This window comes from Geobacillus sp. Y412MC52 (genome assembly GCF_000174795.2).
GTDB lineage: Bacteria > Bacillota > Bacilli > Bacillales > Anoxybacillaceae > Geobacillus > Geobacillus thermoleovorans.
Genome location: NC_014915.1, coordinates 1,363,134 through 1,383,839, shown reverse-complemented (window position 1 = coordinate 1,383,839; position 20,706 = coordinate 1,363,134). Strand labels below are relative to the sequence as shown.

The window sequence follows — 20,706 nt, the reverse complement described above, 5'->3', positions numbered from 1 at the left end:
AAAAATTTACATAGTATAGATAGAATTTTCTTAAATTTCTCTTTTATACACTGGATTTTTAAAAAAAGGGGGATATGAATGAAAACACAAATTGAACACAATGGGATTGTGGTCTTGACGGAGGAAGCCGCACAAGAAGTCAGTGGAAGTCCTTTATGGAATGATGACTTGCGTCCGACAACAAGGCAAGAACATTCATGGAAAGGAATCAATTTTGCTACATTGTGGATTGGAATGTGTTTATGCATTCCTTCATACACCATGGCCAGCGGCATGATTGCTTTAGGAATGAACTGGTGGCAAGCTGTTGGTACCATTTTTCTGGGGAACGTGATCGTCCTTATTCCGATTTTATTAAACTCTCATGCAGGAACAAAATTCGGGATTCCTTATCCTGTGTTTGCCCGGCTTTGGTTTGGAGATAAAGGCGCCCATATCCCCACTTTAGCCCGGGCCCTTGTAGCAGCCGGATGGTTTGGAATCAATACGTGGATCGGAACAGAAGCCATTGACACATTACTCATGGCATCATTCTCTTCGTGGGGGAATTTACCGGGACATACAGCCATTGTATTTGCATTATTTTGGATCTTAAATATCAGCGTTGCTTATAGAGGCCCAGAAGGCATCAAAAAGCTAAGCGCAGTGGCTGCACCTGTTGTCGGGATTTCTTCCATCATTTTGCTCATTTGGGCATTTACGAACGCCGGAGGATGGGGACCGATTTTAGAGACTCCTTCTAAGTTCGAAACAACCGGTGAATTTTTGAAAGTCTTTTTCCCTTCTTTAACTGGCGTCATCGGCTTTTGGGCCACATTGGCATTAAACATCCCTGATTTTTGCCGATACGCACAGAGTCAGAAATCACAAATGGTCGCCCAAAGTTTATCCTTGCCTATTACAATGACTGTTTTTTCATTTATCGGAATTGCCGTAACCTCAGCAACCATTGTGATTTTTGGTCAAGCCATTTGGGATCCCGTGCAACTGTTAGCTAAATTTCCCCCATTTGTCATTCTATTAGGGACTATTATTATTGTCATCTCTTCTGTAACTATTAATGTGGGTGCCAACGTGGTTGCCCCTGCCCGAGCGATCGAAAATTTATATCCGAAGCGAATTACATTTGGAATTGGCGCGATTATCACAGGACTATTCGCTATTTTATTGCAGCCATGGTATATTATGTCCAACTTTGGAAATTATATATTCGGCTGGCTTGGCACATACGCCGCTTTGCTTGGACCCATTGACGGCATTGCTATTGCGGACTATTGGCTCGTTCGCCGAAGACAGTTGCACTTAAAAGAACTGTACAAACCGAATGGCCGTTACAATTATGCAAATGGGTTTAACAAAAACGGAGTGTACGCACTGATTGTGGGAGTCGTTATTCCTGTACTTGGTTTATTCATACCACCACTTCGTTTTCTTTGGGACAACGCGTGGACATTTGGATTGTTCATTGCAATTGGTGTCTACACCTACTTAATGAAAAACGACCAAAGCGTATTAAAGGAAGGCGAGTATGAACAAATCACCCTTTTCGATTCAAAACATAACAGTCCGACAGAAATCGCAAAATAATGAATCATTTACACCTAAACAGCCTATCGATGACAGAAGGCAAGCAGTGTCACTGGTTAAACGTTGACATCGCCCTCCCACGAGGGCGCTTTCTTTTTGCAGGAAGCTGCTATTTTCCCTTATCAATCCTGCACCCAACCTTATCTACGCTTGGCATGCAAACATGACAACTTTTCGAACTTTCCACGGCATCTATTATATCGACAGCGACTACGTTATATACTGACATTGAGAATGATTTCACAAGTTAGGAGGACTTAAATAATGATTGTCCACGAACTGACAGACATCGAACATCTATTCACTGAACAATTGCAGGAAGGCTACTACGTGATTCGTGAAACATACCAAAACGTACTCGTTGAGCCGGAAGACGGCGACACCGTCCGGCAAGTGGACGCCGGAACGGAAGAAGTCGTCACCATCGTATTTGATCCCGGCGACGAATACTCCCTCATTTGCCTTGACACCTACACTTTCGCCGACGGCATCCCGTCTTTAGTGGAGCTCAAAGAAACGATTGCCGCGGAGTACGACGTCTTTGTCAACGACCGCTGGGCCGCGCCGTCATTGTAAAAAACGCCCGAAACGTTCGACATCAGAGACTCGGAAAACACGGGTATCACCTCAACCAAAGCGCCTTTCATCAACCTAGTCAAGGAACAGCCCGTTCGCCTAGCGAGCGGGCTGGTTTGTTCTCTCAATCCGAAACACTTTAAAGCCGATATCAAGCTCCGTCTTCCCCGTTTCATAAACGATTTTCTCCCCCGCGCGGCGGATGCGCTCGCGGCCAATGTCGCAAATCGTCCGAAACCCCACCCGATACGCCTCGGACGTTTCCGCAAGCCGTTCGGGAAGCTGCACCATCATAAACGACCGCCGCCCCCCGTCTTCGGCGTTTTGCTGCATGACGGCATGGGCCGTTGTCGCCGAGCCGGAAAAAAAGTCGAGGATGAGATCATCATCCCTCGTTGTCAGCGCCACCATGCGCTGAATAAGCTTCACCGGCTTCGGGTAATCCATCACCGCAAGCCCATCGAACAGCTCCTTCAGCTCCTTTTTCGCCTCCTGCGAATGGGACACCTCGTCATGCGTCCAAATCGTAAGCGGCGTCACCGTCGACTTCACTTCGCTTAAAAACCGCTTCAGGCGCGGCACCCCGTTTCCGTCTTTGCCAAACCAAATGCGGTTATCCGCCGCCAGCTCGGCGAAGCGCTCCTTCGTCACCCGCCAGCAATACCCGTTCGGCGGAGAAACGACCCGACCGCTTGGCGTCACAATCTTATAAATCTTTTCGGGAATCGGCGGACCGACCGACAAATCGCCTGACATCCATGGACCGCGCGGGTCATTGTCTGGGTTGGCATACCGCACATCCGCTTCCGGATGGCGCGGCAAGCCGTACCAAGCCAGGCGATCGATGTTTTTCGCATAACATAAAATGAAATCATGGTTGCGCGAGGCGAACTTGTTCATATTCACGGGCGAAAACGCCCGCTGCCAAATGAACGTGGCGACAAAATTCCGCTCGCCAAAAATTTCATCGCACATTTTTCTCAAATTCGCCTGCTCCGTATCATCAATGGAGATAAAGATAGCCCCCGTCTCGGCCAACAGCTCCCTCGCCACCCAAAGGCGCGGGTACATCATGTTGAGCCAGCCGACATGGCCGCGCGCTTCTTCCTGGATTCCGCTAGGAACAACGGCTTTCCCCTTGCGCCAATTGTCTTTGTACGTGAGCACTTTTCCGGTATTGTACGGCGGATCGATGTAAATCATTTGAATGGTTCCCGCATGCGACGTTCTCAGCAGCTTTAACGCCTCTAAATTGTCTCCTTCAATATACCAATTGTTCGTCGTCTCCCACTGTTTGCTCGCTGCCTGATCCGGCCGCAATACTCCGGACGCAGGCAGCTCAGCGAGCCGCCTCGCCTCCGCCTTCCCCGGCCACGTGAACTCATATGCTTCTTGCCGTTCGTGACCGCCAAACACTCTCTTCAGCAACTCCCAATCGATGCCTCCATCCACAACCGCTTCCGGAAAGAGCTTTTGGATCACCTCAAGCCTTGCATCCGCTGCCGGTTTCCTTCTCCCGCCGACGTTTGCCATGGCACGCCCCCTCTCTTGTCGCGTATTCCTAGCACAGTGCTTCTTATCGACAAATCTTATTTCCATTATTTCTCCATGGCTCGGCGGTTTCCTCCCTTAATTTTCTTATCAACTATTCACCGTTCGTACATCAATCCCCATTCCGTCCCCAAAAAAATCGCCATGCCCCCTCTTCCGAACCGTGCGCGGCTGCGCTCAGCATGGAAACAAAACGAGCCAACAAATGGAGAAGGCGGCATGGCGGATGGCGACTGCTTATGCGGTTTTCAACGAGAGAAATAATCCGCGTTTTCAGACTTAGGACAGCCGACCCGATACATATACAGTTTGACGCTGTCGATCATGAATGCCCGGGCTTCCCCATGCCGTGAAGCGTAGTGCTCGAGCCCGAGCATAAAATTCACCCCTTCACGGTATTCCTCGTCGCCGATCACCTGAAGCGGCGGCGACATGAGTTGGCGCGAGAGGAAAAGGATCGCCTTTTTCCGCGCCCGTGTGAGCGAAACGTTGAGACGGTTCAAACTGTAGATGAACTCCCCTTCCATCACAGCCAGTTCCGGGTCGGCGACGCCGTAGCTGATGATCGCCGCATCCGCTTCTTGCCCTTGCATTTTATCAACCGTGTCGACGAAAAACGGCGGGCGCAATCCTTGGCATTCAAGCTCACGGCGAATGGCGCGGATTTGCGCCCGATGCGGCGCGATGATAAACAGCCCGCGGCGCCAAAACGCTTGGTCGCCTTCTGATGAGTCATCGTACCGTTTTCCCTCGCTGTCAAGAAGCCGTGCCCGCAACACCTTCGTAATGTTGGCCACCCAGCGCGCTTCCGCCTCGTTTTCTTGCGCACCGTACACACCGTCATACGTGCAGACGACAAGCGGATAGTCAGGGTCGATCGCCGCTTCCACCCATTCATCGGCAGGCGGCGCGGCGGCGAGCGCCAATGTTTGCTCGGCAATTTGGCGGGTGAACGCCGTATAGCTGGGTCCGTAAATCTGCTCGGCCGGGTAGCGGCAAAGCGCCTCATTCATGCGGAAATTGTCCGTCAGTTGGCGGGTATACCGCTTCTCGACATCGGCGTCAAACAACAGGCGGAAAATCGAGTCGAACAAGTGCGGCTCCCCTTCGCCGACCGCATACGTCCCTTGAATGATCGGCGGCAGCTGGAAATGGTCGCCGACAATGAGCAGCCTGCCTGCTTTTTTGACATGGCGTAACGCCAACAGTGAATCGGCCACGCGGATTTGCGACGCCTCATCAAGGACGACGACGTCAAACCCTTCTATATAGCCTTTTTCGTATGCCCTTTGAATGCCGTACAGCGTGGCGCCAAGCACCCGATGGCCACCGTTGCCAAACCATCCGAGAAGGTCACGGTCCGCCACCTTGGCGATTCCTTTGGCGTTTTCCGTCTGAATCTCGCCGAGTTTCGCGATATGGACGCTGCGCCGCGGCGCAAGCTCCTGAATTTTGCGCAGGCAGTTTTCGATCGCCGCATGGGTGAAGCCCGAAACAAGAATGGCAAGCCTCCGCCCCCGTTTTTCGTAAATTTCCATCAGCAACTGAAGAGCGGCGGCGATAAAGTGTGTTTTTCCAGTGCCAGGCGGCCCCCAAACAAGCGTCAACGTATGACGAAGAAACTGAAGAAACGCTTGGCGCTGACTTTTCGTCAACCCGCTTTGGCGGAGGAGCGCCTTCACCTCCTCTACATCCCAGTTGGGACGAAACGTTTTCCGATAGCGAATCGGATCGCGAATCAAGTCCAAGATGCGATGATTGTCCTCGTCCAACTGTTGCAACGCCTGCAAGACGCGCTGGGTGGTAAAATCGGCATGCCGGATCGACAGCCAATACTCCTCTCCTTCCACAAGCGGGAACCGGTCGAGCCATTTGGGCAACTCGAGCTCGAGTTCGGCTGTCTTGCCATCATCTTCGATGGCGCGAATGCGGACAAAATAGACATTGGCCCATTGGGGTGGCTTCCATTCACTGGCGTACTTGTGATCAGGAAAAGTCTGTTGCGCCTTTTCCCCTTCCTCATTGCACTCGGTGAGCAGCCAGCTCGCCTTTTGATCGATCGCTTCAAGCGCCTGGCGGTTGTTCAATCGGAACCGATCGCCGCCAAGGTACGTGACATGAAGCGTCACTCCGTTCTCAAGCCGCTCCGAAAGCGGGAGCAGGCGGCTTTGGCGAATATCCAAGTAGTTTAATAGCGCCTCGTAGCGCGCCATAAACGCCAACTTGGACACAAGCGGATCACGGTAATCAGCCGAATTAGGAAAAGCAAATTTTTCCGGCCAGATCATAAGCGGTGAAGGATGGACGCTCTCGGCCCACGCACGGATGCCTTGAATGATGCTGTGAGCGGCCCAAAGGCGGCGGCTCAGCTCCTTCTCGACCGCTTGTCGTTTTTCCATGTCCCCTGTTTGCCAGGCATCATGCAGCACATCCAGTTTCATGGCGTTTGTCAAGCGGAACGAAAAGCGCTCGCTCGCCGAGTACAGAAACGGCGAATCATGGTAGGCCGCAATATACCGCGACAAGTCTTCAAGACGGTACGCAACATGCGTCGGCAAGGCGAACAGCTGGCTCACGGCCGTTGTCAGAACAACGACAGGAAGCGGAACGATTTCATCTGGATGATCGCTGGCGCTTGATAGCACGCTGCTATGAAAATACGACAGCAGCCGAACGGCTTTTTCGTTATATTCTGGATCCAACAAAAGCTCTTGAAGCAGCTGCTGCACATTGTCCCATTCATAGTTGTCGGCGACATACGCCTGCACGGACTTTTGCGCCCGCCACTCTCGCGCTCGGTTGTAATCGTGCACCGTCTGAAGCAGGCGGTCCAGCGCATCGGCAAACTTTCGGCCGACCGCGTCGCATTCCTCAAACGAACCGGCGATAACATGATGCATTTCCGACCCTGTTCCAAACACATCTGTTCCACCAACACGGTACAACGATGCCGCCGCGATCTTGCCCGTCAACGGATCGCGTTGCGCGGTGAGAATCAGACGGATGTCTTCCCATATCGGCATATGCGTCACCGCACGGTCATACGGAACGACTTTTTCCTCCGCAATCGCCTCAAGCTGCGCTTCAAGCCGCCGAAGTTGGCGCGCCAATCCAGCGTTTTGCTTCAGGACGTGTCTCGTTTCTTTACGCCCAAGAAGTTGGCGAAACTCGTCGATCGTCTCAGGCAGCTGCCGCTCGCGAATAAAGCGGGACGCATGGCTCGATAAGTACGGAACGAGGGAAATATGCGACTGTTTCCGCGCTTTGTCTAAACAATAATCGTAAAACGGGCACCATTCGCAACGGTAATCCAAGTGCCAAAACAGCTCATCAAGTTGCTTTTCGGCCAGCGCCGGCAGTTCGTCGGTCAAAAACGGTTCAAGAAACGGAAGCAACTGACTGATATCGGCTGCTTGCGGCTGCTCGGTTTTGTACGTCCATATCCCCGCTTCGCGCAAATCAACGCTGCCTTTAACGCCGTGCTCCTCTAAAACCGAGGATAAAATCAAAGCATACAACGCCGTTTGCACGCGGTGGGAAAGCTTCAACACATCTGATGATTTGATGTCGATGATGCGGAACACAAAGCCGTTTTGTCCCGGAATGCACTCAATCAAATCCGGACGGCACGCCGCAAATCGGATCGCCTCTGGATCCAACCCGTACTGTTTGTAAAAGCGCGGCGGCGCGATCAATGTCGGCTGATACAAATATCGCTTGCTCGGCCTTTTAAGTTCTTCGATCGTCTCTTCCCCATCCAAATAACAATGAGAAAGCGGCGCACCAAGCCTCCGCTCTCCCATCTTCACCTGGCCGGCCAAATGCGTCGTGACCACTTCCTCTTCCCACTTCGCTCCCCGGCGCAGCACGCTCTCATGAACCGCAGGCTGCTCAAACAGCTCTTCCGGCACATCGATCTCGCCGCGTCGTTCTTTCGCCAACGACTGAAAATAAAAATTCCGCTCGCACTCATGATAAAAATAGCTTGCGATCTTGGCAGGAGAAACGTAAAGCATACATCGATCCCTTTCTAAAACGTACTGGCCGATGCCCGCACTGAGATTTGTCAGTTTGTTTATCCATTGTATCATATGTTTGTACACTTTCCTATATACACCATTCCTGCTTGTCTAACAAGAACATATGTGCTATAATGAAGAAAATTAAGATGAAAGAGGGGCCAACATGAGCGAAGAGATCCTCTTGCAACTGTTCGACCGGCTCGGTCACATCGAAAACACGTTGCATCTCCTCGTCGAAAGCCACAAACGGCTGGAAGCGGAACAACAAGAAATGCGAAAAGAGCAGCAGGAAATCCGAAGAGAACAGCAAGAAATACGGAAAGAGCAGCAGGAAATCCGAAGAGAACAGCAAGAAATACGGAAAGAGCAGCAGGAAATCCGAAGAGAACAGCAAGAAATGCGGAAAGAACAGCAGGAGATCCGAAGAGAACAACAAGAAATGCGGAAAGAGCAACAGGAGATCCGAAGAGAACAGCAAGAAATGCGCAAAGAACAGGAAGAATTCCGGCGGATCCAGCAAACTCTCCTTGAAGGCCAAAAGCGGTTAGAAGAAGAACAAGCCCATATCAAAGCTGGCCAAAAAGAGCTGTATGATCTGATGTCTGCTCTTCTTCACCGCCAGGATGAAACCGACGCTGCACTCGACGCCCTCGCGATGGACGTGCACAAACTTCACGGCGAAGTCTCTTCCATCCACCAAAGACTCGACGCCTTAGAGAAAAAAGTCGATTCCCATGCCCAATCATTCACCGAACAGTTGAACAACATCAAGCTTGACATCACCTTCCTCTCGAACAAAGTCATCGAACACGAACGGGAAATCTACAAAATTAAGAATGTCATTTTATGACGATAAAGCAGGCGGGCCGCCTAAGCCCGCCTGTTTATTATTCAAGCCCTTGTTCGATTTGTTTAAACAACAGCGTTGCGGTCAATCACAAACAAATAATCCGGGCTTTTCTCAGCCATGTAAACGACACATCTTACATGACAACTCATTCAGTTGCCATATGAGTCTGTATCATCCTGTTGCAACGACTCACAAAATCCAAAATAACAGCCAATTCCTCTTCCGAATAACATCGTAACAAGCGAATGGTGTCTTCCATCACCGGCTCGAACAGGGCGTCGATACGCGCCATGCTTTCCGGAATGGCCTCGACTAGGACTTTTCGTTTATCCTCGGCATCTTTACTCCTGCGCACGTATCCTTTTTCCTCTAATCGGTTGATAATCCCGGTAACCGCACCGGAGGTCAATCCCGTATACGCCATGATTTGACCCGCAGTGACGGGACCGTTGCGAATGATATAATCCAAACATTTGTGGTCGGTCTCGTTCAATCCACATTGCTTGGCAATCGAAGCATGGAACAGCACAGTGTTTGTGCTGTTTTCGCGCAGAGCAACCAGCAGTTTCCGTTGCGTCGGTGTAAGGTTGGAAAATTCACTTGACATGTGTAACAACTCCATTTATATTTATCTTATCTTAATAAAATAAGATAATAGGGTGTGCACAGTAGGATTATAGCATATCCTGTTCCATGCTGTCATGAACATTGAAAAACAAGGAGGAAAGGGCAAATGTTTAATAAGCAGAAGCGCAATTTGCTAAAACTGGGAATTGCCGCCCCGTTACTGCTGAACGGGGTGGCCACCATCGATGCATTAACTAGACCAGAGTTCAGCATCATTCGCCATTGGATCAGCCACCAGAGCCTCGGTGAACGGGGCTGGCTCGGGACATGCAATCTTCTGCTCTCGGGGGTGCTCTTTTGCGCTTACACCGTCGGGCTCAAATGGGCACTTTGTTCAGGAAAGGGGTCAAAATGGGGGCCTATTTTAATCGGAGCATACGGAATCGGACTGCTACTGGCCGCCTTATTTCCCATCGATCCGAGTCTAGGTTGGCCCCCTGGGGCACCGGCTGTCCGCAGCACATCGGGCTTGATGCATGACATTGCGGGTGCATTAGTCTTCGGGGCGTTGACAGCCGTTTGTTTCGTCTTAGCAGGCAGATTCAGAGGAGAGCGGGAATGGAAAGGTTGGCATGCGTATTCCCTGCTTTCAGGTCTAGGAGTGTTCATCGCGTTTTCTATCTGCAGTGTACTCGTATCCATGGACTTCGCCCAGACGTGGCCCGGAGCACCTAGCGGTTTGTTCGAAAGAATTTCCATGCTGATCGGTAACTTGTGGATCCTGCTCTTTTCTGTTCGATTGTTGCGTACCAAAAGCAACAATCCAATCCATTAAGTCGCGGGGAAAAGTATGAAGTGAAATCCCAAAATATCCCCCTGTGGAGATGGCAAACTTTTATTGGCTCTTCACCAAAAGTTGTACTTGATTTTTTCTGAACATACCCTATTTACGCTTGTGAGGGAAAACCAGTAAATCAGTGATTTTTGCATATCCTTGTGCAGGAAACCGCATTGCTTGTCAAGTACATGTTGCGGTGAAGAGCCCTTTTATTGAAATAAACAAAAGAGGTGAGGAGATTGGTACATGCATCACTACAAGGAAAACGGGCGATTGTGACAGGCGTAAGCAGGGTGAGAGGAATCGGGGCGGCGATTTGCGAAGCGCTGGCCGAGGCGGGCGCCGACATCTTTTTCACGTATTGGAGCGCGTATGACCGCTCGATGCCTTGGGGAATCGAACAAGACGAACCGTTTCGGATTCAAAGAAACATAGAAACGTTTGGTGTCTCGTGCCATTGTCTTGAATTGGATTTGTCGAAAGAAGAGGGGCCGCACACATTATTAGCTTCGGCACGCGAGGCATTGGGAGAGCCTGACATTTTAGTCAACAACGCTTGCTATTCGGAAACGCTCCATTATTCGGCGCTGACAAGCGAATTGCTCGACCGCCACTATTTTTTGAATGTAAGAGCGCCTATCATGCTGAGCATCGAATTCACCAAACAATTTCAAAAGGGGCGGGGCGGACGGATTATTACCATGACATCAGGCCAGTCTCTTGGTCCGATGCCGTGGCAAACCGCTTATGCCGCCACAAAAGGAGCGATCGATGCTTTTGTCAAAACGTTCGCAGTCGAAGCGGCCGAAAAAGGCATTACGGTGAACGCAGTCAATCCCGGTCCAACCGATTCCGGTTGGATGGATGAGGAACTCAAAAAGTATCTTCTCCCAAAATTCCCGTTTGGACGGATCGCCACACCATACGATGCGGCGCGACTGATCCGCTTTTTAGCAAGCGATGAAGCCGAATGGATTACCGGACAAATCATCCATTCTGAAGGTGGGTTTATGAGGACATAGAAGGAGAATGACGATGTCAGCAAAAGGAGCAAAGAACAGAGTGTTTCATTGAGAGCTATATAAGCTTCGCAAGGAGTATTGTCCCTAGCGGAAAATCATGAAACGTTTTGGGGCTACTGGTTCGGCAGTATATCGTACGACATTCGTTTGATGTGGGGGGGTTTTAAGAAGTTTTATCGCCCGACTGAATAAACTACATCAATGAAAAAGCGCTCCCCCCCATGGCGGAACGCTTTTTCACACTCTTTGTCGTCCTTTGACCAACACCCTCTTATCGCTGTGAAAAATTCCATAGCCGCCCGCCCTTGTTCCCGGGAGCTTGACAGCTTCATTCCGCCAAACGGCGCTTGCGATTCACCCCTGCTCTTATATGCTTCTGTGATGAGAAAAAGACCAAAGCCATTGCGAAATAACAAAAAAACAACCTCCCCTAAACAAGGAGAGGCTGGTTTCCATTTCACCCTGACCACCTTAATCATGAAAATTCGTCCCATCCGTCACTTCTTTGACGATGCCGGCGCGGATGACGAAGTCGCCGAAGTGTTCACCGTCAAGCCGCTCTTTCGCATAGCGGGATAAGAGCACGCGCAGTTCGCGCAAAATTTCCTCCTCGCCGATGTTTTCGCGGTACAGTTTGCCTAAGCGCGTGCCGTTGAACGCGGCGCCAAGGTACATGTTGTATTTTCCGACCGCTTTGCCGACGAAGGCGATTTCCGCGAGCACGTGGCGGGCGCAGCCGTTCGGACAGCCCGTCATGCGGATCGTGATTTCTTCGTCGCGCAAACCGTTTTCATCGATAATTTCCTCGATTTTATCGAGCAGTTTCGGCAAGTACCGCTCCGCTTCCGCCATCGCCAAGCCGCACGTCGGCAAGGCGACACAGGCGAGCGCGTTGCGGCGCAAGGCGGTGTACCGGCGGCCGTCGGTCAAGCCGTATTCGGCGATGAGCGCCTCGATTTCCGGCTTTTTCTCGCTCGTGACATTGGCGATGATCAAGTTTTGGTTTGGCGTCAACCGGAAATCGCCGGTATGGACTTTCGCGATTTCGCGCAGGCCGGTCATCAGCTTGTAATCGTCGTAGTCTTTGACGCGGCCGCCTTCGACAAAGAGCGTGAAATGCCACGTCCCATTGACGCCTTCGACCCAGCCGTAGCGGTCGCCGCTATGCTCGAAATGGTACGGGCGCGCTTCGCCGAGCTTCCAGCCGAGGCGGCGCTCAATTTCTTCTTTCACCGCTTCCAGCCCAAGCCGATCGATCGTGTATTTGAAGCGGGCGTGTTTGCGCGATGAGCGGTTGCCGTAGTCGCGCTGAACGGTCATAATTTTCTCCGCCACTTCCACGACTTGATCCGGCTTGCAGAAGCCGATCACTTTCGCCAGTTGCGGATACGTCGTTTTGTCCCCATGGGTCATCCCCATGCCGCCGCCGATGGCGACATTAAACCCGGCGAGCTTGCCGTCCTCGACAATGGCGATGAACCCAATGTCTTGCGAGAACACATCCACGTCGTTGGACGGCGGAACGGCGATGCCGATTTTAAACTTCCGCGGCAAATACGTCGGACCGTAAATCGGTTCTTCTTCACCGTCGACCGGCGGCGTGCCCGCCACTTTTTCGTCATCCAACCAAATTTCATAATACGCCCTCGTCCGCGGCAGCAAATGGTCGCTGATCAGCTTCGCCCATTCATACACTTCCGCATGCACTTCCGACTGGTACGGATTCGGGTTGCACATGACGTTTCGGTTGACGTCGCCACAGGCGGCGAGTGTCGTCATCAAGGCGCCATTGATGGCTTGCATCGTTTTTTTCACGTTCCATTTCAAGACGCCGTGCAGTTGGAACGCCTGGCGCGTCGTCAGTTTCAACGTGCCGTTGGCGTATTTGCGGGCGAGTTCATCCATGACAAGCCACTGTTCGGGCGTCGCCACCCCGCCCGGTGTGCGGACGCGAACCATGAACTGGTATGCAGGCTCCAGTTTTTGTTTTTGCCGCTCGGTGCGCACGTCGCGGTCGTCTTGCAAATAGCTGCCGTGGAATTTCATCAACCGGTTGTCATCCTCTGGAATTCCTGCGCTGAGCGGGTCTTCCATCGTTTCCGCGAGCGTGCCGCGCAAGTAACGGCTTTCCTGCTTGATGCGCTCCACATCGCTTGGCGGTCCGTCTGGCGCTTTTAACTCGACTTTCGCCATTTCCGATTCCACTCCTTCTTTGAGATTAATAGACGTCGCGTTGGTATCGTTTTTGCTTTTGCATCTCCGTGACATACGCTTCCGCCTGTTCACGGCTCATTCCGCCTTCTTTTTCGATAATCTCGATCAACGTCTGATGGACGTCGCGCGCCATGTGTTGTTTGTCGCCGCATACGTAGACGACGGCGCCATCCTCGAGCCAGCCGAACAGCTCTTTGCTTCGCTCGAGCATCCGGTGTTGAACGTATATTTTTCGCTCCGTATCGCGCGAGAAGGCGACGTCCATTTTAGTCAGCACACCGCTTTTCAACCATGCGAGCCATTCGGTTTGATACAGGAAGTCGGTCATAAAGTGTTGGTCCCCGAAAAAGAGCCACGATTTTCCTTTCGCCCCGATGGCCTCTCGCTCTTGCATAAAGGCGCGGAACGGCGCCACTCCGGTGCCTGGACCGATCATAATGATCGGCGTGTCGGGATCCTTCGGCAACTTAAAGTTCGGGTTCGGCTGCACAAAGACCGGCAACGTATCGCCGATTTGGACGCGTTCGGCGCAGAACGTCGAGCACACCCCTTTGCGCAGGCGGCCGTGCGACTCATAACGGACCGCACCGATCGTCAAGTGCACTTCATCTGGATAGGCCGCTAAGCTGCTCGCGATCGAGTACAGGCGCGGCGGCATTTTGCGCAAAATCGAGATGACTTGTTGCGGCGCCGCATCCCATGGGCCGAAGTCGCGGAACGCATCCAATAAGTCGCGGCCTTTGGCGTATTCTTTCAGCTTCGCCTCATTGCCTGGGGCAACGAGCGCTTGAAGCTCGCTGTTTTTCGACAGCGGCGCAAGCTTTTGCAACAGCGCTTTGGTCAACACAGTGATTTCAAAATGGGACGTGAGCGCTTCTTTGAGCGACCGCACTTCCCCGTCTTTGTCGATCGTCACCGTTTCTTCCGGGTTCCATTTCATTTCTTGAATGATGAGATCGACAAGCTCCGGATCGTTTTTCGGGAAGATGCCAAGCGCATCGCCCGGCTCATACTTCAACCCCGATCCTTCAAGAGACAATTCGAGATGGCGCGTTTCTTTGTTCGATCCGCGGCCGTTTAAGTTGATGTTTTCCAGCACCTCAGCCGGGAACGGATTTTTCCGCGAATAGACGACCGCCGGTTCGGCTTTCGGCACGGCCGCAGCGGCCGACAACACTGGCGCGGCCTCGGCATTGATCCCCTTGCTCAGCTCGGCAAGCACGCCGTCAAGCCATTTCGCCGCCGCTTCCTCGTAGTCGACGTCACAGTCGACGCGCGGATAAAACCGCTCTCCCCCGAGCTCCTCGAGCCGCTTGTCAAAATCTTTCCCCGTCTGGCAAAAATGTTCATACGACGTATCGCCAAGCGCCAAGACGGAAAAGCGTAAATGATTCAGCTTCGGCGCCCGTTTGCTGTGGAGAAACTCGTAAAACGACACCGCGTTGTCTGGCGGATCGCCTTCCCCATGCGTGCTCACGACGATGAGCAGCGTCTCGACTTTCTTCAATTCATTCGGCTTAAAGTCAAGCATGGACGACACTTTCGCCTCGAATCCGCGCTCCTTAAGCGCCTTGCCTGCTTTTTCGGCCAGTTTTTGCGCATTGCCGGTCTGCGAACCGTACAGAACGGTCACTTCTTTCGAAACCGGTTTCCCGCCCCCGACAAGCAGTGCGGGCGCTTCGGCGTCAAGCACAGCAGCGGCCGACTCGGCGGCGGCCAAATACCCGCTCAGCCAAAATTTTTGCGCTGGCGTCAACGTCGGCAACAAACGGTTCAAGAGCTCAATCTGCTCCTGGCTAAACGGACTGTTGGTTACTTGCAGCTGCAACGGTGTCCACCTCACAATATAAAAATAAGATGGAATCGATTGGCGTTGCTTAACCCGCCATCATGGGCGGACGCCAAATTCCATTAATCCCTATAAACAAAGTATACTTTATCCAAAATATCATATTTACACTTTACCGCAAAACAAAACATTAGTAAAATAAATATAAATTATTAAAACTATTAACATCACTAATAATGATCCGCAACAAAACAGTCAGGCTGCATGCGAGGGGTTGGCCAATGTATTACGATGAGTTGAAGACGTTCATTACGTTAGCAGAAGTGAAAAATTTCACAAAGACGGCGGAAATTCTCCATTTATCCCAGCCAAGTGTCAGCTTGCACATTAAAAATTTAGAGAAGGAGTTCCAGACGAAACTGTTCATCCGCTCCCCGAAGCGGCTGCGCATGACGCCGACAGGTGAACTTTTGTACGATCGCGCCAAACAAATGATGGTGCTCTATGAACAAACGAAGCAAGACATTTTGGAGCACCATCACTCAGTGAAAGGCAAATTGACCATCGGCGCCAGCTTTACCATTGGAGAGTATATTTTGCCCCCGCTTTTGCCCGATTTCCAAAAGCGCTATCCAGAATTGGAGCTTGAGGTGATGATCGGCAACACGAAAGAAATTGTCGAACTCGTCAAATCATATCAAGTCGACATCGGCTTGATCGAAGGGCAAACGAACGAAAAAGAACTGTCCGTTCATCCGTTCATGCAAGACGAGCTTGTCATCGTCGCCTCCAACCGCCACGAACTGGCGCAAAAAGAGGAGGTCACGATCGCCGAGCTGCAAAACGAAGCATGGGTGGCGCGCGAAGTCGGGTCGGGAACAAGGGAATATTTCAACCATTTCATCCGCTCGAACGGGCTGAAAGTCAAATCGCTCATGATCATCAGCAGCAACCAAGGCATTAAAGAAACGTTGATCAACGGCAACGCCCTGTCCTTGCTGTCACGCAGCGTCGTCGCCCGCGACATCGAGCACGGCCACCTGTCCATTGTTCGCCTGAACCATCCGCCGTTTTACCGGATGCTTTCCTATATTTACACACCGATTATGGAAAACAAGCAAAACGTGCGCATTTTTCTGGAAACATTGCAAAACAAATGGGCCGGCGCCCACAATTGAACACTCTCCCACCTACGCTCACACGTGGAAGTGGAGGTCTTCTGCGTTTGAAATGATAAACATGGACCCGGCCCACTAGGCTGCCTAGCTCGGCTCCCCTACACTTCCATCTCCCCATGGCGGATGTGCGGCATTTCGATTTGAATCGTCGCATGGCGAATGTGAAAGCGCGTTTCGACCAAATCAATCGCCCGCTGCAAAACCGCCTGTCCATCGCATCCTTCCTCAATGAGCAAATGGCAGCTTAACGAATCAAGCCCCGAGGTGATCGTCCAAATATGCAAATCGTGGACATCGATCACCCCATCAATGCCCGAGAGCGCCGCCTTCACTTCCGCATGGTCAATCGCCGCCGGCGTTCCTTCCATTAAAATATGCACTGTCTGCTTGACTACGGCAAATGCTCCTTTTAGAATCAAAACCGCCACCGCGATGGAAATGAGCGGATCGGCCGCGTACCAATCGAACAGCCAGATGACAAGCCCTGCCGCCATCGCCCCGACCGAGCCTAACGCATCGCCGAGCACGTGCAAATACGCACTGCGGACATTGACGTTCTCTTTGACATCCCCTTTGCGCATTAACACCCAAGCGCTCACGAGATTTGCCAACAACCCAACGGCGGCCACCGCCATCATCGGCCCGCTCGCGACAACAGGTGGATTCACAAACCTCCCGACCGCTTCCCAAATAATCCAAGCGGCAATCACCACCAACGTGACCCCGTTTACGAGCGCCGCTAAAATCTCGAACCGGTAAAATCCATACGTTCTCTTCGGCGACGCGGGCTTCGCCGCCAGCCAAACCGCCGCCAGGCTTAACAGAAGCGAAATGGCATCACTCAGCATATGCCCTGAATCCGAAAGAAGAGCAAGGCTGTTCGTCACAAGCCCGCCGACAAACTCGAGCACCATGATCCCGATCGTTACACCGAGGGCGATCGCCAGCCCTTTTTGATTTCCTTCTCTGCCGTGATGATGCCCGTGATGGTGATCACAATGGCCGTGCGCGTGATGATGCATCCATCTTCTCTCCTTACTTATTGGTGTTGTGCGTGATCAATCGCCTGCTTTAGCAACGAAATGACATGTTCGTCATCACATGAGTAAACCAACATCTTCCCCTCACGGCGATATTTCACAAGCCGCAACGTCCGAAGCAGCGCCAACTGATGGGAAACCGCTGATTGCGACATGCCGAGCACTTCCGCAATATGGCCTACATGGCATTCTTCCTGCGACAACAAATACAACATCTTCATCCGAGTCGGATCCGCTAGGGCTTTAAAGATCCGTGACACTTCCTCAATCACACCTTCATCTAAAAACGAATGATCCTCTGCGTTCATGGCTGTTCCCTCACATTTTAATATATGAGCATTTGTTCATATATGTGAATCATAAACCGCTTTTTTTCTTCTGTCAATCCTATTTCAAGCTACAAAACCCCATCAGCATCAACAGCCGATGCACTGACACCTCCACAACGGCAGCCAGCAAAGCAAAAAAAAAAAAGCAGGGGCCGATAGACCCGCTGCTTTCCCATTACGATTTCAGCCGCACCGCCGTCCCAGTCGCAATGCACATCATCATGCCGTCGCGCAGCGTTTCAAAATCGAGATCCACCCCGATGACGGCGTTGGCGCCAAGGCTTCTCGCCTTATTGACCATCTCCTTGATCGCCATCTCCCGCCCTTCGGCCAGCTTGCTTTCATACGTTCCGCTCCGCCCGCCGATGATGTCGGTGATGCTGGCGAGAAAATCACGGACGACATTGGCGCCCAAAATGACCTCTCCCGCTACGATGCCCAAATACTCTTCAATTTCTTTTCCCTCAATGGTATTGGTGGTCGTGACAATCACAGCTATGTCCCCCTCGTGGCTCATCATAATAGGTGGAAGCATCCAATTCCATTATACTACATTGCATCTATGACGTCGCCGATGAATTGGTCCGCAGTGCAGCCAATGCCGAATGAGTACCGTACAACAACAACTGCGAGATGCCGACAAAATACTCCGATTCGCGAATGATGTGATCGAGCACCACCTTGGCGGTCGGGTTTTGGCTGACGGCTTTGCTGCGTGTTTTGATTTGCTGGCATAATTCGATGAACTGAAGGCTCTGCTCTAGGCAGTACGACACAAAATGGAGCACTTGTTGATGCAGTTGTTCAGGAACATAATGGCCGGCCCGAACCACCGATTCGATATAACGGACCGCGTGCTGATGCGTAGCCGAAAGCGCCTCCTCCCATTTTTTCAACGCTTCTACATATGGCGCTTCCAATCCAGACGCAAGCTCGCGAATGACGACCGTATGTTCTTCCTCTTGGTGCTTCCAGAATTCAATCTCATCCAAAACGCGCAGCGGCATGTGTGGGCCGTAGTAAAATTGCACGCTCTTCCCTCCCTGTTTCCCCTCTTCTTTCAGTGTATGGGCAAAACAGCATCCATATGCGCAATGATCGAAACGATGACGGCCTTCCTAATTCGCTTCCAAAATCAGCCCAGCGACACGCACAGGACGACCAGTGAACGGTTCATGCTAGGAGGCTTTCTTTTCTATTCCTGCACACGAATAAACTCATCATAAAAAGCCGCCAGCGACGTGTACACATAAGGAATCAGCCATAACAACCCGATGCCGAGCGTCAGAAGGGATAAAATCCCCCAGCCGAGAAAACTCAAATAAAGCAAAAAAAGCTTCCATTTATACCCTTTCATCCGCTTGTTGCTTTCACGAATCGCTTGAAGCGCCCCATACTCCGGATGGTCTTTTAACAAAAAGAACGTCTGCGAGTAAGCCAATGATTTGATAATCCCCGGGATGATGAGCAAAAGAGTCCATAGGAAAACAAAAATGCCGTACAAAATCGATGCGCCGATCAACTTAAGCGGCAGCTTTCCTTGCCGATACACGGTGAAGAGCGGCGCCACCGAAAGCGGCTGCCCTCGATAGGCATCCAAAAACACCCAATAGACCGCGATACCGAGCGGAAGCAGCGCCGCCGTATACAACAAACTGACCAGCTGGGCCGCAAAAGGCGGATCCTCTTGCGCCATCCAAGCGCTCCATCCACCGCTGAGCACCATTTCCAACACTGTTGGGATGACCGTATTCAACACAAAATACACGAGCATGATAAGAACTGCCATTCCCCATTGCCCTTTTAACGCCTGCCTCGCTTGCCTTCTGAGCTGCGATAATGTCATGTGGCTCCCCCTTGACTAATTATGAAAGTTAAAAATCCCCAATGGAATATTATGAATTATAACTGTAATTTATCATATATTCCTATTTTTATAAATATATAGATGCAATTTGAATCTTTAACATTTGTAGTTTTTACAGAGCGATTGGATCGACTGTCGGGCGAGCGAACAACGCCGTTGCCAGAAGGCTTCCCGAGTGCCCCATTGCAACTCTATGTGTTTCCCTAAGGTGGAAATGGGGGAACCTTCTCCATCAAAATGACCCAATGAATCGTTTTCTACCATTTTACTATTAACGCCTTCCCCGTCATTCTAACGAACCGGAAATGTTGATAGAGCGCTCATTCCCCGTAAAAGAAGGGATACACAACGATTGGTGATTGAACAAAAATGAATGAATACTCATTCTCTATGGTATAATGAACACAACCACTTTTGCGGCAAGGAGGTTCCCCTATGTGGCTCGATAAAGTGATCAAAAAGCGGTTTGAAACCGAGACGGCGCAAAACGTACTCATCGCCAAAGGAACGGCGATGTTTCAAGGCGTCCGTCTTACCGTCCGCTGCTTTGTCATCGATGGGGTGCTGATTGACACCGGCGCAAAATCGATGGAAAACGAATTTACTTCGTTTTTCCAACAACAAGACATCGACCAAGTCGTCATCACTCATTTTCACGAAGACCATACCGGCTGCGCAGCGTTTTTGCAGCGAAAGATGGGCCTGCCCATCTATATGAACGAACTGATGATCCATTATTGCCAGCAAAAGGCGGACTATCCGCTCTATCGAAAAGTGTTTTGGGGCAAGCGCGATCCATTCACCGCCAAGCCCATCGGCGCGACGTTTTCCTCGCGAAGCGCAACGTGGGACGTCATCCCGACGCCAGGCCATTCAATCGACCATGTGGCGTTTTTGAACCGCGAAACCGGCCAGCTGTTCAGCGGCGACTTGTACTGCCAAGAGAAAACGAAAGTCATCTTGCGCGAAGAAAACATCCCGGCGATCATCACTTCCTTGCAACACGTGTTGACGTACGATTTCGGCGACGTCTTCTGCGCCCATGCGGGCTATCTCCCGAACGGGCGCGAAGCCTTGCAGCGGAAGCTTGACTATTTGCTTGAACTGCAAGGGACGATCATCGATTTATACGAAAAAGGAACACCGCCCAAACAAATCCAGGCCCTTTTGTTTCCGAAAAAATACCCGATCGTCTTTTTCTCGGGTGGAGAATGGGACTCGCTCCATATCATCCGGTCGGTCATTCAGGAATATGAGACGAAACAAGCGGGCTGAG

The 20,706-nt window shown here is 51.4% G+C and carries 18 protein-coding genes; 7 read left to right on the top strand and 11 right to left on the bottom strand.

The features are described 5' to 3' along the window. Positions 1 to 78 precede the first annotated feature (78 nt). Positions 79 to 1,587, top strand: a complete 1,509-nt coding sequence (locus tag GYMC52_RS06870) for an NCS1 family nucleobase:cation symporter-1 (RefSeq protein ID WP_013523518.1) — start codon at positions 79 to 81, stop codon at positions 1,585 to 1,587. Between the two features lie 264 nt (positions 1,588 to 1,851). Continuing rightward, a complete protein-coding gene (locus GYMC52_RS06865) occupies positions 1,852 to 2,163 on the top strand; it encodes a hypothetical protein (protein WP_013523517.1) in 312 nt (103 codons plus the stop codon). 99 nt (positions 2,164 to 2,262) lie between these two features. Here the strand turns inward: GYMC52_RS06865 and GYMC52_RS06860 are convergent, their stop codons facing one another. Together GYMC52_RS06860 and GYMC52_RS06855 are read right to left on the bottom strand one after the other, a co-directional pair. Next, complete coding sequence (locus GYMC52_RS06860; RefSeq protein ID WP_013523516.1) at positions 2,263 to 3,696, bottom strand: site-specific DNA-methyltransferase; 1,434 nt, start codon at positions 3,694 to 3,696, stop codon at positions 2,263 to 2,265. Positions 3,697 to 3,962: 266 nt separating this feature from the next. Then, the gene (locus GYMC52_RS06855) at positions 3,963 to 7,730 is read right to left on the bottom strand and encodes a bifunctional RecB family nuclease/DEAD/DEAH box helicase (RefSeq protein ID WP_015731691.1); all 3,768 of its coding nucleotides are present in this window, start codon (positions 7,728 to 7,730) and stop codon (positions 3,963 to 3,965) included. A gap of 169 nt (positions 7,731 to 7,899) precedes the next feature. Between GYMC52_RS06855 and GYMC52_RS06850 the strand changes: the two genes are divergently transcribed. Next, a complete protein-coding gene (locus GYMC52_RS06850; RefSeq protein WP_013523514.1) occupies positions 7,900 to 8,586 on the top strand; it encodes a hypothetical protein in 687 nt (228 codons plus the stop codon). A 145-nt stretch (positions 8,587 to 8,731) separates the two neighbouring features. Here the strand turns inward: GYMC52_RS06850 and GYMC52_RS06845 are convergent, their stop codons facing one another. After that, complete coding sequence (locus GYMC52_RS06845) at positions 8,732 to 9,193, bottom strand: MarR family winged helix-turn-helix transcriptional regulator (RefSeq protein WP_013523513.1); 462 nt, start codon at positions 9,191 to 9,193, stop codon at positions 8,732 to 8,734. 126 nt (positions 9,194 to 9,319) lie between these two features. On the opposite strand from GYMC52_RS06845, the gene GYMC52_RS06840 reads away from it, so the two are divergent. Together GYMC52_RS06840 and GYMC52_RS06835 are read left to right on the top strand one after the other, a co-directional pair. Next, on the top strand, positions 9,320 to 9,988 hold the full coding sequence (locus GYMC52_RS06840; RefSeq protein WP_013523512.1) for a DUF998 domain-containing protein: 669 nt from the start codon (positions 9,320 to 9,322) through the stop codon (positions 9,986 to 9,988). Positions 9,989 to 10,230: 242 nt separating this feature from the next. Beyond that, a complete protein-coding gene (locus GYMC52_RS06835; RefSeq protein ID WP_013523511.1) occupies positions 10,231 to 11,013 on the top strand; it encodes an SDR family oxidoreductase in 783 nt (260 codons plus the stop codon). 173 nt (positions 11,014 to 11,186) lie between these two features. Here the strand turns inward: GYMC52_RS06835 and GYMC52_RS06830 are convergent, their stop codons facing one another. From GYMC52_RS06830 to GYMC52_RS06820, 3 genes are read right to left on the bottom strand one after another with little or no spacing between them, the layout of a single operon-like run. Further along, entirely contained in the window at positions 11,187 to 11,492 is a 306-nt protein-coding gene (locus GYMC52_RS06830; RefSeq protein WP_041469427.1) for a hypothetical protein, read from the bottom strand. After that, positions 11,485 to 13,206: an assimilatory sulfite reductase (NADPH) hemoprotein subunit gene (gene cysI / locus GYMC52_RS06825; protein WP_013523510.1), complete on the bottom strand. Its 1,722-nt coding sequence runs from the start codon at positions 13,204 to 13,206 to the stop codon at positions 11,485 to 11,487. The genes GYMC52_RS06830 and cysI overlap by 8 nt, the downstream gene beginning before the upstream one ends. A 25-nt stretch (positions 13,207 to 13,231) precedes the next feature. Beyond that, on the bottom strand, positions 13,232 to 15,055 hold the full coding sequence (locus tag GYMC52_RS06820; protein WP_013523509.1) for an assimilatory sulfite reductase (NADPH) flavoprotein subunit: 1,824 nt from the start codon (positions 15,053 to 15,055) through the stop codon (positions 13,232 to 13,234). A gap of 242 nt (positions 15,056 to 15,297) precedes the next feature. Here GYMC52_RS06820 and GYMC52_RS06815 point away from each other — a divergent pair, with 242 nt between their 5' ends. After that, entirely contained in the window at positions 15,298 to 16,194 is an 897-nt protein-coding gene (locus GYMC52_RS06815) for a LysR family transcriptional regulator (RefSeq protein ID WP_013523508.1), read from the top strand. A 98-nt stretch (positions 16,195 to 16,292) separates the two neighbouring features. Here GYMC52_RS06815 and GYMC52_RS06810 read toward each other — a convergent pair whose 3' ends face one another. The 5 genes from GYMC52_RS06810 to GYMC52_RS06790 all read right to left on the bottom strand — a co-directional run bounded on the left by GYMC52_RS06810 (position 16,293) and on the right by GYMC52_RS06790 (position 19,409). After that, a complete protein-coding gene (locus tag GYMC52_RS06810; RefSeq protein ID WP_013523507.1) occupies positions 16,293 to 17,216 on the bottom strand; it encodes a cation diffusion facilitator family transporter in 924 nt (307 codons plus the stop codon). Positions 17,217 to 17,233: 17 nt separating this feature from the next. After that, positions 17,234 to 17,542: an ArsR/SmtB family transcription factor gene (locus GYMC52_RS06805; RefSeq protein ID WP_013523506.1), complete on the bottom strand. Its 309-nt coding sequence runs from the start codon at positions 17,540 to 17,542 to the stop codon at positions 17,234 to 17,236. 196 nt (positions 17,543 to 17,738) lie between these two features. Further along, a complete protein-coding gene (locus GYMC52_RS06800; protein ID WP_011230901.1) occupies positions 17,739 to 18,056 on the bottom strand; it encodes a YbjQ family protein in 318 nt (105 codons plus the stop codon). A gap of 67 nt (positions 18,057 to 18,123) precedes the next feature. Beyond that, positions 18,124 to 18,594: a DUF2935 domain-containing protein gene (locus GYMC52_RS06795; protein ID WP_013523505.1), complete on the bottom strand. Its 471-nt coding sequence runs from the start codon at positions 18,592 to 18,594 to the stop codon at positions 18,124 to 18,126. A 164-nt stretch (positions 18,595 to 18,758) separates the two neighbouring features. Beyond that, the gene (locus tag GYMC52_RS06790; RefSeq protein ID WP_013523504.1) at positions 18,759 to 19,409 is read right to left on the bottom strand and encodes a DUF975 family protein; all 651 of its coding nucleotides are present in this window, start codon (positions 19,407 to 19,409) and stop codon (positions 18,759 to 18,761) included. 456 nt (positions 19,410 to 19,865) lie between these two features. Here GYMC52_RS06790 and GYMC52_RS06785 point away from each other — a divergent pair, with 456 nt between their 5' ends. Then, complete coding sequence (locus tag GYMC52_RS06785; RefSeq protein WP_013523503.1) at positions 19,866 to 20,705, top strand: MBL fold metallo-hydrolase; 840 nt, start codon at positions 19,866 to 19,868, stop codon at positions 20,703 to 20,705. The last annotated feature ends 1 nt before the right edge of the window (position 20,706 follow it).